General features: G+C 71.6%; 11 protein-coding genes. 7 read left to right on the plus strand and 4 right to left on the minus strand.

The genetic code is table 11. From position 1 onward, the window contains the following. Positions 1-153: 153 nt before the first annotated feature. Positions 154-2613, plus strand: a complete 2460-nt coding sequence (gene lon / locus ACX114_RS21100; RefSeq protein WP_459287180.1) for an endopeptidase La — start codon at positions 154-156, stop codon at positions 2611-2613. Positions 2614-2683: 70 nt separating this feature from the next. Here lon and ACX114_RS21105 read toward each other — a convergent pair whose 3' ends face one another. Beyond that, the gene (locus tag ACX114_RS21105) at positions 2684-3880 is read right to left on the minus strand and encodes a cytochrome P450 (protein WP_459287182.1); all 1197 of its coding nucleotides are present in this window, start codon (positions 3878-3880) and stop codon (positions 2684-2686) included. A 57-nt stretch (positions 3881-3937) separates the two neighbouring features. Here ACX114_RS21105 and ACX114_RS21110 point away from each other — a divergent pair, with 57 nt between their 5' ends. After that, complete coding sequence (locus ACX114_RS21110) at positions 3938-4918, plus strand: aldo/keto reductase (RefSeq protein WP_459287184.1); 981 nt, start codon at positions 3938-3940, stop codon at positions 4916-4918. Between the two features lie 23 nt (positions 4919-4941). Here ACX114_RS21110 and ACX114_RS21115 read toward each other — a convergent pair whose 3' ends face one another. The 3 genes from ACX114_RS21115 to ACX114_RS21125 form a co-directional block, all read right to left on the minus strand. After that, positions 4942-5910, minus strand: coding sequence for an FHA domain-containing protein (locus ACX114_RS21115; protein ID WP_459287186.1), 969 nt, complete (start codon positions 5908-5910; stop codon positions 4942-4944). Then, positions 5898-7247, minus strand: coding sequence for a S1 family peptidase (locus ACX114_RS21120; protein ID WP_459287188.1), 1350 nt, complete (start codon positions 7245-7247; stop codon positions 5898-5900). Before ACX114_RS21120 ends, ACX114_RS21115 begins: the two co-directional genes overlap by 13 nt. A gap of 67 nt (positions 7248-7314) precedes the next feature. Further along, positions 7315-7983 (minus strand): hypothetical protein, encoded by a 669-nt coding sequence (locus ACX114_RS21125; protein WP_459287190.1) that lies wholly within the window; start codon positions 7981-7983, stop codon positions 7315-7317. A 251-nt stretch (positions 7984-8234) separates the two neighbouring features. Here ACX114_RS21125 and ACX114_RS21130 point away from each other — a divergent pair, with 251 nt between their 5' ends. The 5 genes from ACX114_RS21130 to ACX114_RS21150 are packed head-to-tail and all read left to right on the plus strand — an operon-like array spanning position 8235 to position 22296. Continuing rightward, positions 8235-15344, plus strand: a complete 7110-nt coding sequence (locus ACX114_RS21130; protein ID WP_459287192.1) for an amino acid adenylation domain-containing protein — start codon at positions 8235-8237, stop codon at positions 15342-15344. Further along, complete coding sequence (locus tag ACX114_RS21135; RefSeq protein WP_459287194.1) at positions 15341-17056, plus strand: thioester reductase domain-containing protein; 1716 nt, start codon at positions 15341-15343, stop codon at positions 17054-17056. Before ACX114_RS21130 ends, ACX114_RS21135 begins: the two co-directional genes overlap by 4 nt. Further along, positions 17043-18857: a fatty acyl-AMP ligase gene (locus ACX114_RS21140; RefSeq protein ID WP_459287196.1), complete on the plus strand. Its 1815-nt coding sequence runs from the start codon at positions 17043-17045 to the stop codon at positions 18855-18857. The genes ACX114_RS21135 and ACX114_RS21140 overlap by 14 nt, the downstream gene beginning before the upstream one ends. Positions 18858-18862: 5 nt before the next feature. Next, complete coding sequence (locus tag ACX114_RS21145) at positions 18863-20578, plus strand: acyl-CoA dehydrogenase family protein (RefSeq protein ID WP_459287198.1); 1716 nt, start codon at positions 18863-18865, stop codon at positions 20576-20578. Further along, positions 20575-22296 (plus strand): acyl-CoA dehydrogenase, encoded by a 1722-nt coding sequence (locus ACX114_RS21150; protein WP_459287200.1) that lies wholly within the window; start codon positions 20575-20577, stop codon positions 22294-22296. The genes ACX114_RS21145 and ACX114_RS21150 overlap by 4 nt, the downstream gene beginning before the upstream one ends. Positions 22297-22298 lie beyond the last annotated feature (2 nt).

Consider the following 22298-nt stretch of genomic DNA (forward strand, 5'->3'; position numbering starts at 1 on the left):
GTACAGCCGACGAGGCACGGAAATAACGCACATCGCGTTTGCCATGTCCCGTTTGGTTGTTACGTTGGTTCATCCGCCGCAGAAAACAACCGGATGGTTCACCGGCCCGGCCGCTTGCTGACCGGGTTCAAGCAAGGAAGAGGCCGAACTCCTATGTCTGACGAGAAGAAGAAGGGCACCGCGGCCAGCGCCATGCCCACCGCGATGGCCCCTCCGGGGCTCATCAACAAGGAAGACATCCCGCAGGTGCTGCCCATCCTGCCGCTGCGCAACAGTGTCTTCTTCCCCGGCGGTGTGCTGCCCCTGGCCGTCGGCCGCCAGAAGACGATCGCGCTGATCAAGGACGCCGTCCGTGACGACCAGGTCATCGGCGTCGTGACGCAGCGCCGCGCCGAGGAAGAGGATCCGGGCGCGTCCGACCTGTACACGATGGGCACCGTCGCCCGCATCGTGAAGCTCCTTAAGATGGGCGAGGACAACTACTCGCTCGTGGTCCAGGGCCTCGCGCGCTTCCGCGTGATGGAGCTGGTCCAGGAAGCCCCCTACCTCAAGGCCCGCGTCGACGCGGTGGAGGACAAGACCTCCAGCGAGAACGTCGAAGTGGAGGCCCTGGGCATCAACCTGAAGAAGCTGGCGCGCGAGGTCATCGAGCTGATGCCCGAGCTGCCGGCCGCCGCCACCGAGCTGGTGGAGAGCATCACGCATCCGGGCCACCTGGCGGACCTCATCGCCGCCAACGTGGACGTGCCCATCGAGGAGAAGCAGGCCGTGCTGGAGACGGTCGACCTCAAGGCGCGCATGAAGCTCGTCCTGGAGCTGCTCAACCGCAAGCGCGAGATCCTCAAGCTCTCCAACAAGATCGACTCCGCCGTGAAGGGCGAGATGTCGAAGACCCAGCGCGAGTACTACCTGCGCCAGCAGCTCAAGGCGATCAAGGAAGAGCTCGGCGAGATGGGCGAGGAGGAGGAGGAGCTTGACGAGCTGCAGGAGCGCCTGAAGAAGGCCGCCCTGCCCCCCGAGGTGGAGAAGGTCGCCCAGAAGGAGCTCAACCGCCTGAAGACGATCCCGGCGGCCTCCAGCGAGTACACCGTCGCGCGCACCTACCTGGACTGGATCGCGGACCTGCCGTGGTCGAAGGTGTCCGAGGACAACCTCGACATCGAGAACGCGCGCCAGCAGCTGGACAAGGATCACTTCGGCATCAAGAAGGTGAAGAAGCGCATCCTGGAGTACCTGGCCGTCCGCAAGCTCAAGAACGACATGCGCGGGCCCATCCTGTGCCTCGTCGGTCCCCCGGGCGTCGGCAAGACGTCGCTGGGCCAGAGCGTGGCCAAGGCCACCGGCCGCAAGTTCGTGCGCCTGTCCCTGGGCGGCGTGCGTGACGAGGCGGAAATCCGTGGCCACCGCCGCACGTACGTGGGCGCGCTGCCGGGCCGCTTCATCCAGAGCATGAAGAAGGCCGGGACGAAGAACCCGGTCATGATGCTGGACGAAATCGACAAGCTGGGCGCGGACTTCCGCGGCGACCCGAGCGCGGCGCTGCTGGAGGTGCTGGACCCGGAGCAGAACAGCACGTTCAGCGACCACTACCTGGACGTGGCGTTCGACCTGTCGAAGGTCATGTTCGTCGCCACGGCGAACCAGCTGGATCCCATTCCCGGGCCGCTCCGCGACCGCATGGAGATCATCGAGCTGACGGGCTACACGTTCGAGGAGAAGCAGGCCATCGCCCGCATCCACCTCGTGCCGAAGCAGCTCAAGGAGCACGGCCTCAACGGGGACCACATCGAGGTCCAGGACGACGCGCTGCTCATCCTCACCACGTCGTACACCCGCGAGGCGGGCGTGCGTAACCTGGAGCGCCGCATCGCGGACATCTGCCGCGCGGTGGCGGTGGAAGTGGCCGGTGGCAAGACGGAGAAGCAGACCATCGGCGCGGAGCGCGTGAAGGAGATCCTCGGGCCCGAGACGTTCTACTCGGAGGTCGCGGAGCGCACGGAGGTTCCCGGTGTGGCGACGGGCCTCGCGTGGACCGCGGCGGGCGGCGATCTGCTCTTCATCGAAGCGACCAAGATGGCGGGCAAGGGCGGCATGACGCTCACCGGCCAGCTGGGCGACGTGATGAAGGAGTCCGCCACGGCGGCCCTGAGCTACCTGCGCAGCAAGGCGGAGGCGCTGGGCATCAACCCGAACTTCCTCGAGAAGACGGACATCCACCTGCACTTCCCCGCGGGCTCCATCCCCAAGGATGGTCCTTCGGCCGGCGTCACCATCCTGACCGCGCTCACCAGCCTGCTGACGGGCATCCGGGTGCGGCACGACACGGCGATGACGGGCGAGGCCACGCTGCGTGGCCTGGTGCTGCCGGTGGGCGGCATCAAGGAGAAGGTCCTGGCGGCGCACCGCGCGGGCATCAAGCGGGTCATCCTGCCCGAGCGTTGCCGCAAGGACCTGATCGACGTGCCGGATCAGGCGAAGAACGAGCTGGAGTTCATCTTCGCCACGAAGATGGACGAGGTCCTCGCCGCCGCGCTGGAGACGTCTCCGTTCAAGGAGGGCGCCGCGATCCCGGCGACCACCACGGACACGCCCCCGGCGGAAGTCCGGGCGTAAGGTCCCAGACGTGAAGCAGTGACGCGGGCAGGTTCCCTTCATCGGGGACCTGCCCGTCGTCTTTGCGGGGCTAATGCGGGTGCAGCACGAGCGGCAGCGTGGCGGGCCCGCGCACCACCAGCGTGCGGTGCCACGTCATGGGCTCCGGGCCGGCCTGCAGGTGGCGGAAGGCGTCCAGCATGGCCTCCAGCGCCAGGCGGCCCTCCAAGCGCGCCAGTTGCGCGCCCAGGCAGAAGTGGACGCCGTGGCCGAAGGGCAGGTTCTGCGGGCCGGGGCGGGACAGGTTGAAGCGGTCGCCGTCCGGGAAGTGCGCGTCGTCGTGCGCGGCGGAGCCCAGGAGCACCAGCACCGGGGCGCCCTTGGGCAGGCTCACCCCACCCAGCTCCACCGCCTCCGTGGTGAGGCGCGGCGCGGCCTGGGCGGGCGGCTCGTAGCGCAGCACCTCGTCGATGAAGGCCGGGATGCGCGAGCGGTCCGAGCGCAGCTGGGCCCAGATCTCCGGGTGCTCCCGCAGCACGACGAGCGACGCGCCCAACAGGTGCACCACCGTCTCGATGCCGCCCACCAGCAGGAGCGCCATGAAGGCGATGAGCTCGTCCTTCGACAGGGCCTCGCCGTCCACGCGGGCCTGTTGCAGCTCGCTGACCAGGTCCGTGCCGGGCTCGCGGGCGCGGGCGTCCAGCACCTCGCCGAAGTACTGGCGCAGCTCCGCCACCGCGTCGCGGGCCTTCTGCTTGCGGTCCTCCTCCTCCGGGCGGACGGTGGTGACGCCGCCCGTGATCAGGTCCGCCCACTGCTTCAGGCGCGTGGCGCGCGAGGGGTCCAGGCCCAACAGCTCGCTGATGACGGCGGCCGGGATGCGCAGCGCGTACGGCGGCATCAGGTCCACGGGCACGCCCCGGGGCAGCTCCGCCACCGCCTGCCGGCAGATGTCGCGCACGCGGGGCTCCAGCCGGGCCATGGCGCCAGCGCCGAACGCCTTCTGCACCAGCACCCGCAGGCGGCCGTGCTGGGGCGGGTCCATGGTGAGCATGGACTCGGAGAAGGGATTGCCGCCCAGCCAGGGCGGGTTGGTGGCCACGCGGAAGCCCTGCGAGGAGAAGCGCTGGGGGTCCTTGAGGACGCGCAGCACGTCCTCATGGCGCGACACGGCCCACATGCCACCGGGCTCCACCTGACACACGGGGGCCTCGCGGCGCATGCGGGCGTAGGTGGGATAGGGGTTGGCCTTCACTTCCGGCGACAGGAGGTTGAAGCGCTCGCTCATGCCGGGCAATACGCAAGCAACGAACGTCTCTGGCACTCAAGACGAAGGAGCGGACCGATGAAGTACGCCAACCTGGGACACACGGGCCTGCGGGTCTCCCGCATCTGCCTGGGCTGCATGAGCTACGGCACCCCGAAGTGGCGCCCGTGGGTGCTGGACGAGGAGGCGGCGCAGCCCTTCTTCCGCCGCGCGGTGGAGCTGGGCGTCACCTTCTTCGACACCGCGAACATGTACTCGGACGGCGTCAGCGAGGAGGTGACGGGCCGCGCGCTGCGCAAGTACGCGAAGATGGATGAGGTGGTGCTGGCCACGAAGGTCTACTTCCCCACGGGCAGCGGCCAGAACGAGCGCGGCCTGTCGCGCAAGGCCATCACGCAGGCGTGCGAGGCGAGCCTCAAGCGGCTGGGCGTGGAGACCATCGACCTCTATCAAATCCACCGGATGGACCCGAACACGCCCATCGAGGAGACGCTGTCCGCGTTGGATCAGCTCGTGCGCCAGGGCAAGGTGCGCTACCTGGGCGCGAGCTCCGCGTACGCGTGGCAGTTCATGCGCGCGCTCAGCGTGTCCGAGCGCAACGGCTGGGCGCGCTTCGTGTCCATGCAGAACCACTACAACCTCGTCTACCGCGAGGAGGAGCGGGAGATGCTGCCCCTCTGCGAGGCGGAGGGCGTGGGCGTCATCCCGTGGTCGCCGCTGGCGCGAGGCCTGCTCGCGGGCTCGCGCAAGTCGCTGGACGACAAGGAGGCCACGACGCGCGCGGGCTCCGACACGCTGTCGCCGGTGCTCTACAACCAGCCCGGGGACTGGGACGTGGTGGAGGCGGTGAAGCAGGTGGCGGAGGCGCGCAAGGCCCCGCCCGCGCAGGTGGCCCTGGCGTGGCTGCTGTCCAAGCCCGTCGTCACCGCGCCCATCATCGGCGCGACGAAGCCCGAGCACCTGGAGGACGCGGTGAAGGCCGTGAGCCTCAAGCTGGCGCCCGAAGAGGTGAAGGCGCTGGAGGCCCCCTACAAGCCGCACGCGGTGCGCGGCATGTAGAGCGGCACCAGGGTGGACGCGTCTCAGCGCTCCTTCACGAGCGCGTCCACCTTCTTCTCCAGCGGCTTCACGTCCTCGAAGAACGAGTCCATGGAGTGCGCCGGGGCCACGCGCAGCACCGGCGGCAGCAGCGAGCGGGGGAACTCCAGCTCCTCGCTGAAGGGCTCATTGCCCAGGAGCTCCGACACGTTGGTCAGCGCCAGCACGCCCAGCGACGCGATGACGAGCCCGCGCACCAGCCGCTTCGAGCTCCAGCGCGTCACGTAGCGCAGGTGCCAGTAGATCCCCCACCCCACCAGCCCCAGCACCGCCAGCGTGCGCACGAAGCCCAGCCACGCGCCCAGCGAGAAGCTGAAGCTCAGGAGCGCGAACAGGGGCGGCGCCACCGCGAAGCCCAGGAGCAGCAGCGAGCCGATGGTGGCGTGCACCCGGAAGTGGAAGCTGCGCCGGGCGATGCGGCTCGCCAGCGACCAGCCTCCAGCCCACAGGAGCGCCAGTCCCAGCGGCAGCACGCTGGACAGGAGCAGGTCGCCCCAGTCCGTCTTCCCGAACTGGGTCGCCCTCTCGGAGATGAAGGAGATGACCACCAGCGCCTGCATCGCCAGCGCGAAGGCGCGGGGACGCTCGAAGAGGCGCTCCCGAGGCGAGGCCGGGGCTTCGTTGACGACGGTGTCCTCCACCACGAAGGAGCGCGGCCGGAAGCGCAGCACCGTGTCCCCCACGGATACGCGCGCGTCCGGGGTGAGGACCAGATCCTTCAGCGCCGCCCACGGCTCCACGCTGAAGGTGCCGTTGACGCTGCCCACGTCGTGCAGCACCACCGCGCCGTCCTCGCGCCGCTCCAGGCGCAGGTGCTCGGCGGAGACCTTCGGGTCATCCAGGATGATGTCGTTGGCGTAGCCGCGCCCCACCGTCACCGGCAGCTTGTCCAGCCGGTGGCGCGACTGGACGGCGTCCCCTTCCAGCACCTCCAGGAAGATCACTTCGTCCACGACAGCCCCTCCAGGTAGCGGCGCGCCAGCTTGCGAGCGTTCTCCGCGGAGAAGCCGCCCAGCGTGAGGCTGGTGTCCACGCCGTGCGTGGACGCGTTCAGCGTGGCCGCGCGCAGCACCAGGTCGTAGAGGCCCGGGAAGCGGCGGTAGGCGCGCAGGCAGATGGCGGCGCGCACCGTGAGGCCGTTCACGTCCACGAACTCCGACTTGCAGCGGAAGTTGGTGACGTCCTCGCGCGTGGCGGCCACCGCGTCCGGGTCCTGGGAGAAGAGCGTGCTGTAGAGCGCGGAGAAGCGCATGGCGCCCAGCTTCTGGCTCTCGACGTGCTGGTGCAGGTAGGCCACCACGCCCGTGCGGTGGCTGGAGGACAGGAAGATGTCCTCCTCGGAGGAGCACTGGTAGCTCGTCACCGTATAGGGCGTCTCCGGATCATGCGGCGTGTCGCCCCAGCACTTGAGGAAGGGGCTCCAGCGGCCGGGGACGCGGTAGCCGCCCAGCGACTGCTTCGGCAGGTCCGTGGCCATCAGCCGGTCGGTGATGCGCTGCTGGTTGGCCATCAACTGCTCGTTCACGGACGTCATCAGCGCGGCCGGCTCCGGCGGAGCGCCCTGCTCCAGCGCCTTGTCCAGCAGCGCCCGCGCGCGGGCCACCGGCACCAGGAAGCCCACCTGGTTGCCCATGGTGGCCACGTTGACGCCCACGACGCCGCCCTCGCCGCTGAGCGTGGGCCCGCCGCTCATGCCGGGGTTGATGGCGCCGGTGAAGTGCACGCGCTCGTAGAGGGCGTCGCGCACCAGGCCGTTGTAGGTGCCCTCCACGATGGTGGTGCCCAGGTCGCGCGGGTTGCCCATGGCGAACAGGCGCGTGCCCTGCGGCGGCTCGTGCTCCTCCAGCTTGAAGTAGTCGCTGACGGGCGCGTCCACCTGGATGACGGCCAGGTCGCTCGCCACGTCCACCGCGAGCAGGCGCACCGGCACCGTCGCGTCGCCGCGGTCCAGCTCCGCGGTGTAGTCCTCCGGGTGGAGCACCAGGTCGGAGACGACGTGGTAGTTCGTGAGGGCGTGGCCCTTCGCGCTCACGAAGAACGCGGAGCCGATGGAGGACTTCGTCCCGGAGCGGCGCTCGATGATGCGCACCTGGGAGACGCGGCCCTGGATGCGGCGGAACAGCTCGTGCGTGGCCGGAGGCAGCGACGCCACCGGCAGGGGCGGCACCACCGCGTCCGCGACGCCAGCGTCCGGCGCCGGAAGGACCGGCGGAGGGGCCGGGGACGCCGAAGGCTCCAGAGGAGCCGAGGGCCCCTGCGCGAGCACGGCGACAAGGAGAAGGGAGAACATGGGCGGCGGCACCGTATCCCACCGCGAGCCCCACCGGGGGACGCCTTGGCGCCCCTGTCAGCCTCCACTACGGAGCGGCCGGTCCCTCCCCCTGCCGGCGGCGGCGCCAGGCCGCGTACGACACCAGCAAGGCCCCGGCCAGGGTGCCCGCCAGCGCCCCCGCGAGCCGCCGGGAGACGACGCCCGCCACCGGGGCCTCCATGCGGAAGGTCTCCAGCGAGGCGCGCACCCCGGGAGCCAGGGCGTCCCAGCGGGCGGCGGGCGCGCTGACCGTCACCACGGCGTGGCGGCCCTCGGAGGCCAGCCCCGTCACCAGCACCGTGCGCACCTGCCCTGCCTCGCGCAGCGTCCCCAGCACCTCCACCCGGGGCACGGGCCCGCCCACGCGGTCCACCCGCTCCGGCGTCAGCGCCACGCCCAGCTCCCGCTGGAAGTGCTGGACCACTGCGGTGGAGAAGGAATCGCGCTCGGAAGGACTGGCGGAGAAGCCCCCGTCCACCACGGCGATGAGGAACGTGGCCGCGTCCGGGCCCTCCCCATCCGCCAGCGCCGCGGACAGGTTGCGCGTGCGCACGCCGTCCTCCGACACCGCGCCCACCTGCGAGCCGGTGTAGCGCTCCCAGCGCGCCATCCGGAACGTGTCTGGAGGCCGGAAGCTGTAGCCGTCCCGCCGCAGCTCCGTGCCGAGCGCACCGGACAGCGACAGCCAGACACCGGTGAGGACGGACAAGAACATGCTCCCATCCTAGCGCGTCTCATGTTGCCGCGGAGTCCACATCCCGCCGTCAGCGCCCGCCCCGGCAATATGAACAATGATTACCGCCGTGGCGCGCACGTAACAGCGATGTTCTCGGATTATTTCATATTCCCAGTCTCCTGTTTTTACTTGACCCGATATGGATGAAGAAGTCACTGTCGGTGCGGGGAATGCAGCATGAGCTTGCAGGTGACACCTCTCACGGTGAGCCTGCGAATGGGGATGCTCGGATGCTTGGGACCGACACGGCTGTGTCTCGATGGCCGCTGACCGCAGCACAACGTGGCGTGTGGGTCGCCCAGAAGCTGGATCCCTCGAATCCCCGTTACAACTGCGGCGCCTGGCTTGAAATCCATGGACCCGTGGATGTCTCGCTTCTGAGGCAGGCGGTCCAGGAGACTGTCTGGGAAAGCGAAACCCTGCGGGTTTGTTTCACCGAGACGGATGACGGTCCCTGGCAGGTGCTGTCACCGCTCGGAGACGTCCCCATGGACGTGGTGGACGTGAGCGCGGAGGCCGATCCCCGGCAGGCCGCCGAGTCGTGGATGCGGGCCGACCTCTTGCGTCCGGTGGACCTGACCCGCGCTCCCCTCTTCAACCATGCGTTCTTCCAGGCGGGGCCGGCGCGCGGCTTCTTCTACGTCCGCTACCACCACATCCTGATGGACGGCTTCGGCCAGACGCTCCACTGGCGGCGGGTGGCCCAGCGCTACTCCGCGCTCGCGGGCCTGCCGGAGGAGGAGCTGCCCGCGTTCGCGCCGCTGTCCACGCTGCTGGACGAGGAGGCCTCCTATCTCGCCTCGCCGCAGGCCGGCCGCGACCGGAGCTACTGGCTGGACGCGTTCGCCTCGCCTCCGGAGCCGGGCCGCCTGACGACGCCCGCGACGCTGGCATCCCGGGGGCTCTTGCGCCGGACCGCGCACCTGTCCCCGGGCACGCTGGAGGCCCTGCGCGCGGCGGCCACGCGCGAGCAGACGCGCTGGTCGGTGATCGCCATCGCGGCGACGGCGGCGTACCTGCACCGGATGACGGGCGCGGAGGACGTGGTGCTCGCGCTGCCCGTCACCAGCCGGCTCACGGCCGCGTCGCGCGCCACGCCCTGCATGCTCGCCAACGAGCTGCCCCTGCGCCTGACGGTGCCCGCCGGCTCCAGCCTCCAGGCCCTGGTGCGGCAGGTGTCCTCCCAGGTGGGCCGGCTGCTGCTGCACCAGCGCTATCGGGGAGAGGACCTCCAGCACGCGCTGCGGATGAAGGGCCACGAGGCCAGCGCCACGGGCCCGGTGGTCAACGTGGTGTCCTTCGACCACGCGGTGCGCTTCGGCCCGCACGCCACGACCGCGCACTACCTGTCCTCCGGGCCGGTGAAGGACCTGCTGCTCGGGTTCTACGGCCGCACGGACGGCTCCGACGTGCAGCTCTACCTGGACGCCAACCCGGAGCTGTACAGCGCGGACGACATCGCCGGGCACCAGCGCCGCTTCCTCGCCTTCCTGGAGCGGTTCGCGCTCGCGGAGCCCTCCCAGCCCGTGGACCGCCTGGACCTGCTGCTCGACGGTGAGCGCCAGCACCTGGTGGAGGGCCTCAACGCCACGAAGCGCCCGCACGACCTGACGCGTCCGCTGCACGAGCTCATCGACGCGCAGGCCCGCCGGACTCCCGACGCGGTGGCCGCCGCAGTGGCCGGGAGCGCCCTGACGTACCGGGAGCTGATTGCGCGGGCGGACCGGCTGGCCGCGCACCTGCGCGAGCGCGGCGTCACGGGCGGCCAGCACGTGGGCGTGTTCGAAGAGCGCTCGCTGGAGCTGATGGTGGGCCTGCTGGCCATCCTCAAGGCCGGTGGCGCCTACGTGCCGTTGGATCCGGACCTGCCGCGCGCCCGCCTGGAGTTCCAGGTGGAGGACGCGGGCCTGCGCGTGGTGCTCACCCGCTCCACGCTGGCGGCCCGGCTGGACGGCCTGCGCGTCGCGGCCCTGGCCGTGGACACGCTCTTGCCCACGCTGCCGCCTCCCTCCGCGCCGCTGGCCCGGACGGCCGGCCCGGAGGACACGGCCTACGTCATCTACACGTCCGGCTCCACGGGGCAGCCCAAGGGCGTCGCGGTGCCGCACCGGGGTGTCGTCAACCGGCTGCTGTGGATGCAGGACACCTACGGGCTGGGCCCGGACGACACGGTGTTGCAGAAGACGCCGTTCACGTTCGACGTGTCGGTGTGGGAGTTCTTCTGGCCGCTGCTCGTGGGCAGCCGGCTGTTCCTCGCGGCCCCCGGCGGCCACAAGGATCCGCGCTACCTGGCGAGGACGATCCGTGACGAGGCCGTCACCACGCTGCACTTCGTCCCACCCATGCTGGACCTGTTCCTGGCGGAGCCCGAAGCCGCCACCGTCACGGGCCTGCGGCGGGTGATGTGCAGCGGCGAGGCGCTCAAGCCGGAGACGGTCCGCGCCTTCTTCGACACCTTCCCTCGCGAGCGGTGCGGCATCGGGCTGCACAACCTGTACGGCCCCACGGAGGCGTCCATCGACGTGACGGCCTGGGCCTGCTCGCCCGAGGACGCCGCGGGGCCCATCCCCATCGGGCGCCCGGTGGACAACACGGCCATCTACCTGCTCGACCGGAGCGGCCAGCTCACGCCGCCCGGCGTGCCCGGCGAGCTGTACATCGGCGGCGTCCAGGTGGCGCGCGGCTACGTCAACCGCCCGGAGCTGACGCGCGAGCGCTTCGTCCCCGACCCCTTCTCCTCCGTGCCCGGCGCGCGCATGTACCGGACGGGGGACCTGGCGCGGCACCGTCCCGACGGCGCCATCGACTACCTGGGCCGGCTGGACTTCCAGGTGAAGCTGCGCGGCTTCCGCATCGAGCTGGGGGAGATTGAATCCGTCCTGCTGGCGCATCCGGCGCTGGAGCAGGCGGTCGTCACCACCTGGGAGCGCACGCGGGGAGATCGCCGGCTGGTGGCGCACGTGGTGGCGAAGCCGGGCGTCCACGTCCCCGCGCCCCGCGAGCTGACGGACTTCGTGGCCGGGCGGCTCCCGGAGTACATGGTGCCCGCGCACCTGCTCGTGCTGGACGCGCTGCCCCTGTCCTCGAACGGGAAGATCGACCGGCGCGCCCTGCCCGCTCCCGTCCTGGAGTCCTCCGGCCCCGGCGAGGCGCCCACCACGCCGCACGAGGTGCGGCTGCACGCCGTCTGGAAGGCCGTGCTGGGACGCGAGCAGGTGGGCCTGGACGACTCCTTCTTCGCGCTGGGCGGCGACTCCATGCTCAGCATCCGCGTGCGCGCGGCGCTGGAGAAGGAGGGGCTGACCTTCCACGTCCAGGACCTGTTCCGCCACCCGACGCTGCGCGAGCTGGCGAAGCAGCTCCATCCGCTGGACGGCACAGGCTACCGGCGCGAGCACGCGGCCCCCTTCTCCCTGCTGCGCGACGCGGACCGCGTCCGCCTGCAGCAGGGCCTGGAGGACGCCTACCCGCTGAGCGCGATGCAGGCGGGCATGCTCTTCCACGCGGAGTTCGACGACTCGACGGCCGTCTACCGCGTGGTGACCAGCCTCCACGTCGGCGCGCGGTTCGACGAGGCGGCCCTGCGCGGCGCGCTGACGGACACCTTCCGCCGCCACCCCGCGCTGCGAAGCTCGTTCGACCTGTCCACGTACTCGGAGCCGCTCCAGTTGGTGCACCCGGAGGTCGCGGTGCCGCTGCGCGTGGCGGAGGACTGGAGCGGGCTGGACGCGGAAGGACTGCGCGCGACGCTCCAGGCGTGGATCGACCGGGAGAAGTTCCGCCGCTTCGACCCCGCCTCGCCCCCACTGCTCGCGTTCACCGTGCACCCGCGCGGCGCGAACGGCTTCCAGCTCTCCGTCGTGGAGCACCACGTCGTGCTGGACGGATGGAGCGACGGGGCGATGCTGGAGGAGATCGTCACCCGCTACCGCGCCCGGCTCGCGGGCGAGGAGCTGTGGCTGCCCGCGGTGGCGTCGCGCTATCGGGACTTCGTGGCGGAGGAGCGCCGCACCGTCGCGAACCCCGAGTCCCGCCGCTTCTGGACGGACATGCTCCAGGGCGTCGAGCCCTGCCTGCTGCCCCGCCTGCCCACGCCCCCGGGCGCGGCGCCCGCCCCCAGGCAGCGGGCCCATGAAGTCCCGCTCCCGCCCCAGCTCGCGGAGCGGCTGCGCCTGCGCGCGGTGGCGGAGGCCCTTCCGCTCAAGTCGCTCCTGGCCACGGCGCATGTGGCGGTGCTGCGGCGCGTGTGCGGGGTGGACGAGGTCGTCACCGGCGTGGTGTCCAACGGCCGCCTGGAGGAGGAAGGCGGCGACGAGGCCATCGGCGTGTTCCTCAACACGCTCCCGCTGCGCGTCGACACGCGCACGGCCACCCTGCGCGACGCGGCCCACGCCGTCTTCGCCCACGAGCGCGAGTCCGCGCCGCACCGCCGCTACCCGTACATGCGGATGCAGCGGGACCTGGGGGACGCGCTGTCACTGGACAGCTACGTCAACTTCATGGACTTCCGGCGCCAGTGGAAGGTCGCCGGTCCCACGGGCGCGCTCATCCTGGACGGCGTGGGCGTGGCGGAGACGAACTACCCGCTCGCGGTGAACTTCCTCTACGACCCGGTGCAGGGCGGCCTGCGCCTGTGGCTGGACTGCGACGAGTCCCGCCTGGACGCGGACCTGTGCGCGCGGCTCACCGGCTACTACCAGCGCGCGCTGGAGGCCGTCGCGGACATGCCCGGAGCGGGCTTCGCGGACGTGACGCTCGTGGACGCGGCGGAGCGTGCGCGGGTGGCGCGCTGGAACGACACGTCGGTGACGTATGACCGCGAGCAGACGGTCCACGCGCTCATCGAGCACCAGGCCCGTGTGGGCGGTCAGCGCGTCGCGCTCGTTCACCGTGGAGAGAGCGTGCGGTACGCGCAGTTGGAGGCGCGCGCGAACCAACTGGCCTCGCTCCTGAAGGACCGGGGCGTGCGCCGTGGGGGCCGCGTGGGCGTGAGCCTGCCGCGCGGGCCGGACCTGGTCATCGCCCTGCTCGCGGTGATGAAGGCGGGCGCCGCGTACGTGCCGCTCGACCCCGGCTATCCGCAGCAGCGCCTGGAGTTCATCGCGTCCGACGCGGACCTGGATGCGCTGGTCAGCCTGAGCACCGGGCCCGCGGGCCTTCCCGCGCGCGCGGTGGTGCACCTGGACACGGCCGACGTCGCGTCGCGGCCCACGGTCCCGGTGCGGGTGGGCTCAGACGGCCACGACACGGCCTACGTGCTCTACACGTCTGGCTCCACGGGCCGGCCCAAGGGCACCGGGGTGCGCCACCACAACGTGGTGAACTTCTTCCTGGGCATGGACGCGCGCATCGGCTGCGGGCCCGAGGACTCGGTGCTCGCGCTCACCAGCGTGTCCTTCGACATCTCCGTGCTGGAGCTGCTCTGGCCGCTCACCCACGGCGCGCGCGTGGTCATCGCCAACGAGGGGCTGATCAACAACCTGGTCCGTGCACCCGGCGCGGATGGGCCGGAGGGCGACGACGCCTTCTCGGAGCTGTGCCGCCGTCATGCCGTGACGCTCACCCAGAGCACCCCGTCCTTCCTCGCCGCCGTGGCCGCCGAGCCCGCGGCGCTGGCCGCGCTGGAGGGAGCACGCGCCGTGCTCGTCGGCGGCGAAATCCTTCCCGCGGGCCTCGTGGAGCGCGTGTGCTCGCGGCTTCCCCGGGTGCGGCTGTTCAACATGTACGGCCCCACGGAGACGACCGTGTGGTCCACCGTGCACGAGGTGGACGCGGCGAAGGATCCGCGCCAGGGCGTCATCCCCATTGGCCGGCCCATCGCGAACACGGACGTGCTGGTGCTGGATGCCGCGCGCGAGCCCACCCCCATTGGCGTGGCGGGCGAGCTGTGGATCGGCGGCGAGGGCGTCAGCCTGGGCTACCACCGCCGCCCGGAGCTGACGGCGGAGCGCTTCGTGCCGCACCCCACGCGGCCGGGGCGCATGTACCGCACCGGAGACCGCGCGCGCTGGCGCTCGGACGGCGTGCTGGAGTTCCTGGGCCGCGTGGACCGTCAGGTGAAGATCCGCGGCCACCGCATCGAACCCGACGAGGTGGAGGGCGTGCTGTCGCGCCATCCCCAGGTGGCGTCCGTCGCCGTGGTGGCGGCGGCTCGCGCCAACGGCGGCGCGGAGCTGGTCGCCTTCGTGTCGCCGGGTCCGGGCCTGCTGGACAAGGGCGCGGAGGACGCGCACGTGCGGCGATGGGGCGAGGTCTGGGAGGACGCGTACACCGACCCGGAGACGGGCGCGCGCGGACAGGACCTGGACCGGGACTTCTCCGGCTGGCTCAGCAGCTACACCGGAGAGCCCATCCCCCCGGCGCAGATGCGCGAGTGGCTGGGCCACACCGTGGAGCGCGTCCGCGCGCTGCATCCGCGCACGCTGGTGGACGTGGGCGTGGGCGTGGGCCTGGTGCTGCGCCACCTGGCGCCCCACGTGGAGCGCTACCTGGGCCTGGACGTGTCCGCCGCCGCGCTGCGCACCGCGGCCGCGTCGCTGGGCAGCGGCCCCCTCCCCTCGCACGTCACCCTGGTCCACGGCGACGCGGGCCACCTGTCCACGCTGCCGGCGGACGCGGGCCACACCGTGGTCATCAACTCCGTCATCCAATACTTCCCGGGCACGGACTACCTCACGCGCGTCCTGGATGAAGCCGCGCGCGTGTCCGGCACCACCGGCGCGGTCTTCGTGGGTGACGTGCGGGACCTGGATCTGCTGGAGGCCTTCCACGCCTCCGTGCAGCTGCACAAGGCCCCTGCGCTGATGCCCGCGCGAGACCTGGCCGCGGCGGTGGCCCGGCAGGTCGCCGCCGAACGCGAGCTGTGCCTGTCACCGTCCTTCTTCCGCGAACACGCGGCGCGGCTCCACCGGCCGGTGCGGCTGGAGCTCAAGCGCGGCCACGCCGTGAACGAGCTCACCTGCTTCCGTTACGACGTGACGCTGGCCCACGGCGTCCAGGACAACGTGCCCGCAGGCGGGTCCGTGGCCTGGGACACGCTCGAAGGGCTCGCGGCGCTGCTCCAGGCGCGGCGAGGAGCATTCCGCGTCACGGGCATTCCCAACCGGAGGCTCGTCAAGCCGCTGGCGCTCGTGAAGCTCTTGCACGAGGCCACGCCGGCCCAGACCGCCTGGGACGTGGAGCGCGCCCTCTGGGACGCGGATGAGACGCGGGCCGTGGATCCGGAGGCACTGGTCTCCCTGGCTGAAGCCCATGGCCTCACGGTGCGCCTGGAGGTGCCCTCCTCCGCGCGCACGGGAACGTTCGACGCGGTGTTCGAGCCGAAGGAGCAGACGCGATGAGTGACACACCCTCCCGCGCGGCGAACGCGCCGCTCCAGTCCACGTCCGTGGCCAGCCTGCGCGCCTCCCTGGGGACCTTCGCCCGGGAGCACCTGCCCGAGGCGATGGTGCCCACGCGCTTCGTCATCCTGGACACGCTGCCCAAGCTGCCCAACGGCAAGGTGGACCGAAGCCGCCTGCCGCTGGGCGATGGCTCCGAGTCCACCGCCGCCGCCGCGTACGTGGCGCCAGGGACACCCGACGAGGCCCGGATCGCCCTGCTCTGGCAGGAGGTCCTGGGCGCGGCGCGCGTCGGCGTGACGGACAGCTTCTTCGACCTGGGCGGAGACTCCGTGGCCGCCGCGCAGATGGCCGCGCGGGTGAAGGAGGCGTTCGGCGTCGCCCCCAACATGCGCCGCTTCTTCGAGCACCCCACCGTCTCTGAGCTGGCGCGGATGATCGGCGCGAAGACCGGAGGCGCGTCCACGAGCGGCCCCGCGTCACGCAGCCTGTCCCCGGAGGACCTGCTCACCGAGGCGACGCTCCCGGACGATGTCCGTCCCGCTCCGGATGCCCTGCCCGCGGCGACCGCGCCCTACCGCACGGTGCTGCTCACCGGAGGTACCGGCTACACCGGCGCGTACCTGGTGCGCGAGCTGCTCGACCGCTCCGACGCGCGCCTCTTCGTGCTGGCCCGCGCACGGGACGCCGCCCAGGCGCTGGAGCGCGTGCGCGACAACCTGCGCGGCTACGGGCTGTGGCGCGACGCGGACGCGGCCCGTCTCATCGGCGTGGCGGGCGACCTGGGCCGGCCCTACTTCGGCCTGTCTCGCGAGGACTACCTGACGCTGGCCCGTGAGGCGGAGGTCATCGTCCACAACGGCGCGCACTCCAGCTACGCGCTGCCGTACCACCGCCTCAAGGCCGTCAACGTGCTGGGCACCCTGGAGGTGCTGCGCCTGGCGTGCCGCTTCCGCGTGAAGCCCGTGCACTTCGTGTCGTCGCTGGCCGTCTTCCCCGGCCACCCGGGGCCCCAGAACTTCATGGAGGTGGAGCTCACGGATCCCTCCCACGTCATGGGGGGCTACCGGCAGACGAAGTGGGTGGGCGACAAGCTGGTGTCGCTGGCCGGGCACCGGGGGCTGCCGGTGTGCATCTACCGGCCGGGCCTCATCACCGGCTCGCAGGACACGGGCGCCTGCTCCACCGACACCTTCCTCAACGAGACGATGAAGGGCTGCATCCAGTTGGGCGCCGCGCTGGACTTCAACGTCCTGCTGGAGATGGTCCCGGTGGACTTCTGCGCGCGCGTCGTCGCGCACGTCGCGCTGGGCGGCAAGCACGCGGGCTCCGTGTTCAACCTGCCCGGGGGCCGCACGGTGCGCTGGAGCGAGCTGGTCCAGATGCTGGAGACGCTGGGCTATCCGCTTCGGCGCGTGCCGTACAGCGAGTGGTACCGCGAGCTGACCGCGGCGGTGGAGCGCGGCGACGACAACGCGCTCACCCGATTCCATCCCCTCTTCACCGAGGACACGCCGTCCGAGGACGTGGGCTATCCGGACAGCCTGCCGCGCTTCGACACCACCCGGCTGCACGCGGCCCTGGCGGGTTCGGGCATCGCGTGCCGCGAGGTGGACCTCGCGTTCCTGCGTCTCTACCTCGACTACTTCGTCTCCATTGGCTACCTGCCTCCGCCGAGCGCGGAGAGGAGCGGTTCCCATGCCCGCGTTTGAGCACGCCCCCCACATCACCGAGCTGCTGCGCGAGCACGCGCGCACGCGTCCGGACCAGGAGGCGGTGAGCCTGGTGCGCGACCTGGACCGCGCGGACGGCACCACCACGCTCACCTACCAGCGCCTGGACGCGGAGGCCCGCCGCATCGCCGTGTGGCTCCAGGAGCGCTTCGCTCCGGGCGAACGCGTGCTGATGCTCTACCCGGTGGGCGTGGACTTCGTGGCGGCCTTCTTCGGCTGCCTCTACGCCGGGATGATCACCGTCCCCGCGCCGCTGCCCGGGCAGTACCCGCACCAGCGGCGCCGCGTCCGCGCCATCGCCCGGGACGCGGGCGTGCGCGCCATCTTCACGGACAGCACCCACGCCGCGGCCGTCACGGAGTGGGCCGCCGCCGAAGGGCTGGAGGGCGTGACGGTCCTCGCCACGGACACTCAGGGCGAGGGAGACCCGGAGACGTGGCGGATGCCTCCCACGTCCCGCGACACGCTGCTGCTCCTGCAATACACGTCCGGGTCCACGGGCGATCCCAAGGGGGTGATGGTCTCCCATCACAACCTGCTGCACAACGTGGCCAGCTTCCAGCGCGCGCTCGGGTTCACGGACCGCACCCGCTTCGGTGGATGGATCCCGCTGTACCACGACATGGGGTTGATGGCGCAGCTGCTGCCCGCGCTGTTCCTGGGCAGCTCGTGCGTGTTGATGACGCCCAACGCCTTCGTCATGCGGCCGCACCTGTGGCTGCGGATGATCGACAAGCACGACATCGGGTACTCGGCGGCGCCGAACTTCGCGTTCGAGCTGTGCCGCCGCCGCGTGAGTGACGCGCAGCTGGCGGGCCTGGACCTGTCGCGGTGGGAGTTCGCGGCCAACGGCTCGGAGCCGGTCCAGGCCTCCACCCTGCGCGCCTTCGCGCAGCGCTTCGCCGCCGCGGGCTTCCGCGAGTCCGCCCTGTGCCCCTGCTACGGCATGGCGGAGGCGACGGTGTTCGTCTCCGGCCGGGCCCACCGTCCGCCCGTCGTGCACCGCGTGGTGGCGGAGGCGCTGGAGCAGCACGAGTACCGCCTGGCCACCGAGGGCCAGCAGGCCCGCGAGCTGGTGAGCTGCGGCGTCCCGGAGGGCTACGACGTGCGCGTGGTGGATCCGGCGACGCACGCGACGCTGCGGCCGGGTATGGTGGGCGAGCTGTGGCTGCGCGGTGACAGCGTGTCGCGCGGCTACTGGAACAACCCGCGCGCCACGTCCGCGAACTTCGGCGCGGCCACCGCCGAGGGCGAGCAGGGCTTCCTGCGCACGGGCGACCTGGGCCTGGTGCTGGATGGCGAGGTCTACGTCACCGGCCGCATCAAGGAGATGCTCATCACCCACGGCCGCAATCTCTATCCGCAGGACATCGAGCACGAGGTCCGCGCGCAGCATCCGGAGCTGGCCACGCGCTTCGGCGCGGTGTTCACGGTGTCGCCGCCGGACGAGGAGGAGACGGTCGTCGTCACCCACGAGGTGAAGGGCCGCTTCGACACGGAGGGCTACCGCCAGCTCGTCGCGCGCATCAAGGTCACCGTTTCGCGCGAGTTCGGCATCCGCGTGGGCGGCGTGGTGCTGCTCAAGCCCGGCTCCGTGCAGCGCACCACGAGCGGGAAGATCCAGCGCGCCGCCATGCGCACGCTGTTCCTGGCGAACGCGCTCCCCGTGCTGCACGAGGAGCTGGACGCCCAGGTGCTCCACGCGCGTCAGGCGCAGCCACAGGAACTCCCGCCCTCGCTCGTCGGTGCGGCACAGGGCTCGGAGGACTTCCCGGGATGACGCCCATGACCTCACCGGCCGCGGCGCTCGACGCGCGGCTGCGGCAACTGGACACGGGGGATGGCCCGTTCGCGCCCGCGAAGGTCGCGGAGATGGATCGCAAGGAAGCCTTCCCGGAAGCCGCCGTCGCGGCCCTGGACGACTTCGGCCTGTCGGCGCACTACGTGCCCGTGAAGCACGGAGGACGGCTCGCGCATTTCCCCGACCTCGTGGCGCTCTGGCGCACGGTGGCCCGCAGGGACCTGACCGCGGCCATCGGCCATGGGAAGACCTTCCTCGGCGGCGCTTGCACCTGGGTGGAGGGCAACGCATCGCAGGCCGCCGCCCTGGGCGCGGCGATGCTCAACGGCGCGCGCGTGTCCTGGGGCCTGACGGAGCGCCACCACGGCAGCGACCTGCTGGCCGGTGAGCTGTCCGCCACGCGCAACATCGCCGGAGGCTGGAAGCTCCACGGGGAGAAGTGGCTCATCAACAACGCCACCCGGGGCCAGCTGGTGAGCGTGCTCGCGCGCACCGACCCGGCGGGCGGTCCCCGGGGCTTCAGCGTGTTCATGGTGGACAAGCGCACCCTGCCGCCCACCGCCTTCCACTCCCTGCCCAAGGAGCGCACCCACGGCATCCGGGGCGCGGACATCAGCGGCATCGCCTTCACCGGCGCGGACGTGCCGGACACCGCGCTGGTGGGCCGTCAGGGCGGCGGCATCGAGCTGGTGCTCAAGGCCCTGCAACTGACCCGCACCGTCGCGGTCGCCATGTCGCTGGGCGCCGCGGACCACGCGCTGCGCCTGACGGTGGACTTCGCGAAGGCGCACCAGCTCTATGAACGCCGGCTGGTGGACCTGCCCCGGGCGCGCCGCCCTCTGGGCCAGGCCGCCACGCAACTGCTGCTCGCGGAGGCGGTGACGTGCGTGGGCAGCCGCTCCCTTCACGCGCTCACGAACGAGGCGAGCCTCACCTCCGCGCTCACCAAGGCGTTCGTCCCCTCCGCCATCAACGACATGATCGCGCAGCTGGCGGACCTGATGGGCGCGCGCTCGTTCCTCTCCGACGTGTACGCGCACGGCATGTTCCAGAAGCTGGAGCGTGACCACCGCATCATCGCCATCTTCGACGGCAGCACCCTGGTCAACCGCAACGCGGTCATCAACCAGTTCCCCGTGCTGGTCCGGGCCTGGCGCCAGGAGCGCCGCGACGCGGAGGGGCTCGCGACGGCGACGACGCTCACCGCTCCGCTCCCTGAACCCGACCTGTCTCGGCTGGCGCTGATAGCCCTGGGCGGGTGCAGCGTCGTGCAGGGGCTGCCCGCCGCGATCCAGCGGCTCCAGGCCCTGAACGAAGGCGGCGGCGTTCCGAAGAACATCGCGTACCTCGCGCGGGCCCTGGGTGCCGCCACCGCCGCCGTCCACGAGCGCATGGCCGCGCATCCGCCCTCCCCGCGCGACGTGCCTCCGGAGGCGTTCCACCTGGCCGAGCACTACGAGGCCTGCTTCGCGGGCGCGGCGTGCCTGCACCTCTGGCTGAACCATCAGGACCGGGCCACTGGCCCGCTCTGGAATGACGCGCTCTGGCTGGAGGCGTGTCTGGTGAACGTGCTGTCGCGTCTGGGCGTACAGACCGTGCCGGACGCGGCGGACGTCTTCGACCGGCTGGCCGCGGTCGTGGTGGACGCGCCCGGCCTCGTGTCCCTGCTGGACGCCGCGCGACAGGAAGGCACGCCATGACGAACCCCCACTCCGAGGAGGCGCTGGAGCAGCAACTCGGCGACCCGTGGGATGACTCCCAACCGGTGGGCTTCTCCCAGGTCCTCGCCGCGGACGAGCGCGGGGAGCTGCTGGACGCGGGAGAGCGGCTGCTGGACACCTTCGGCCTGAGCGCGGAGTTCGTGCCGGTGTCGGAGGGCGGCCGGCTCACCGGGTTGGACCGGTTGATCCGCATCATGCGCACGGTGTTCCGCCGCGACCCGTGCCTGGGCCTGGGCTACGGCGCCAGCTCGCTCATCGCCGCGGTCAACGTGTGGACCGCGGGCACGCCGGAGCAACGGCGCACGGTGGCGGACCTGCTCCTGCGCAAGCGCAAGCTCGCGTGCGGTTACTACGAGCTGGCGCACGGCAACGACCTGGCGCACGCGGAGTTCGAGGCGCTTCCCTCCGGCGACGGCCTGAGCCTGAACGGCACGAAGCAGGTCATCTCCAACATCCACCGCGCGGACGCGGTGGTCCTCTTCGCGCGCACCCAGGCGGGCATCGGCAGCCGCAACCACTCGCAGGTGCTGGTGGACCTGACGCGGCTTCCCCGCGAGCGCGTGACGCAACTGCCCCGCTTCCGCACCGTGGGCATGCGCGGCGTGCCTCTGGGTGGCGTGACGTTCCAGGACTGCCCCGTGCCTTCGGACGGCATCCTCGGCACGCCGGGCCAGGGGCTGGAGACGGCGCTCAAGTCCTTCCAGGTGACCCGCGTCGCGCTGCCCGGGATGTTCCTGGGCATCGTCGACACGGACCTGCGCGCGACGATCCGCGCGTCGCTGGACCGCACGGTGTATGGGCGCGCCGTCACCGACCTGCCCCAGACGCGCTCGGTGCTCGCGGACACCTTCGCGGACCTGCTGCTGTGTGACGCCTTCGCCACCGTGGCCGCGCGAGGCGTGCACCTGCTGCCGCGCGAGGCCAGTGTCACGACCGCCGCGGTGAAGTTCCTGGTGCCACGCGTGTTGATGGACGCCATGGGCCGGCTGTCCACGGTGCTGGGCGCCCGCTTCTACCTGCGCGGGGGCGACGCCGCCGTCTTCCAGAAGCTGATGCGGGACCTGCAACCCGTGGGCTTCGGACACCTGGCCCGCGTCGCCGGACAGATGACGCTGCTGCCCCAGCTCCCGCTGCTCGCGCGGCGCGGTTGGGCGAAGCCCACCCCGGCCCCCGCGGAGCTGTTCCGCCTGGACGCGCCCCTGCCCGCCCTGCCCTTCGAGTCCCTGGCCATCAGCGGCGGTGGACAGGACGGGCTCATGGGCTCGCTGCGGGACGGGCTGGAGTCCCTGGGCGACGCCGCGTCCGGACCGCTGCGCGAGGTGCGCCAGCGCATGGAGGCCTACGGGATGGACCTGGATGCCCTGCGAACCGCGGCCTCCCTGCTCCCGCCCCGCGAGCTGACCGTCACCGCCTCCCCGGCGTCCTACGAGCTGACGACGCAGGCCATCTCGCTCCAGGCCGCGAGCGCCTGCTTCAACGTGTGGCGGCAGCAGTCGGGAGATCCCTTCCTGGGAGATCCGGCGTGGCTCCTCGCCGCGCTCCACCGGCTGGACGTCTGGCGGGGCCGGGCCCAGGGCCCGCTTCCGGAAACCGTCCGCACCCGCCTCTTCACCGAGCTGATGGCGCGCCACGAGGACGTGCGCGCCTTCGACCTGAGCCGTTCACCCCTGACGGGCTGGCGTCCACCGCCGGCCTGATT

Source organism: Corallococcus sp. M7, from assembly GCF_054512695.1.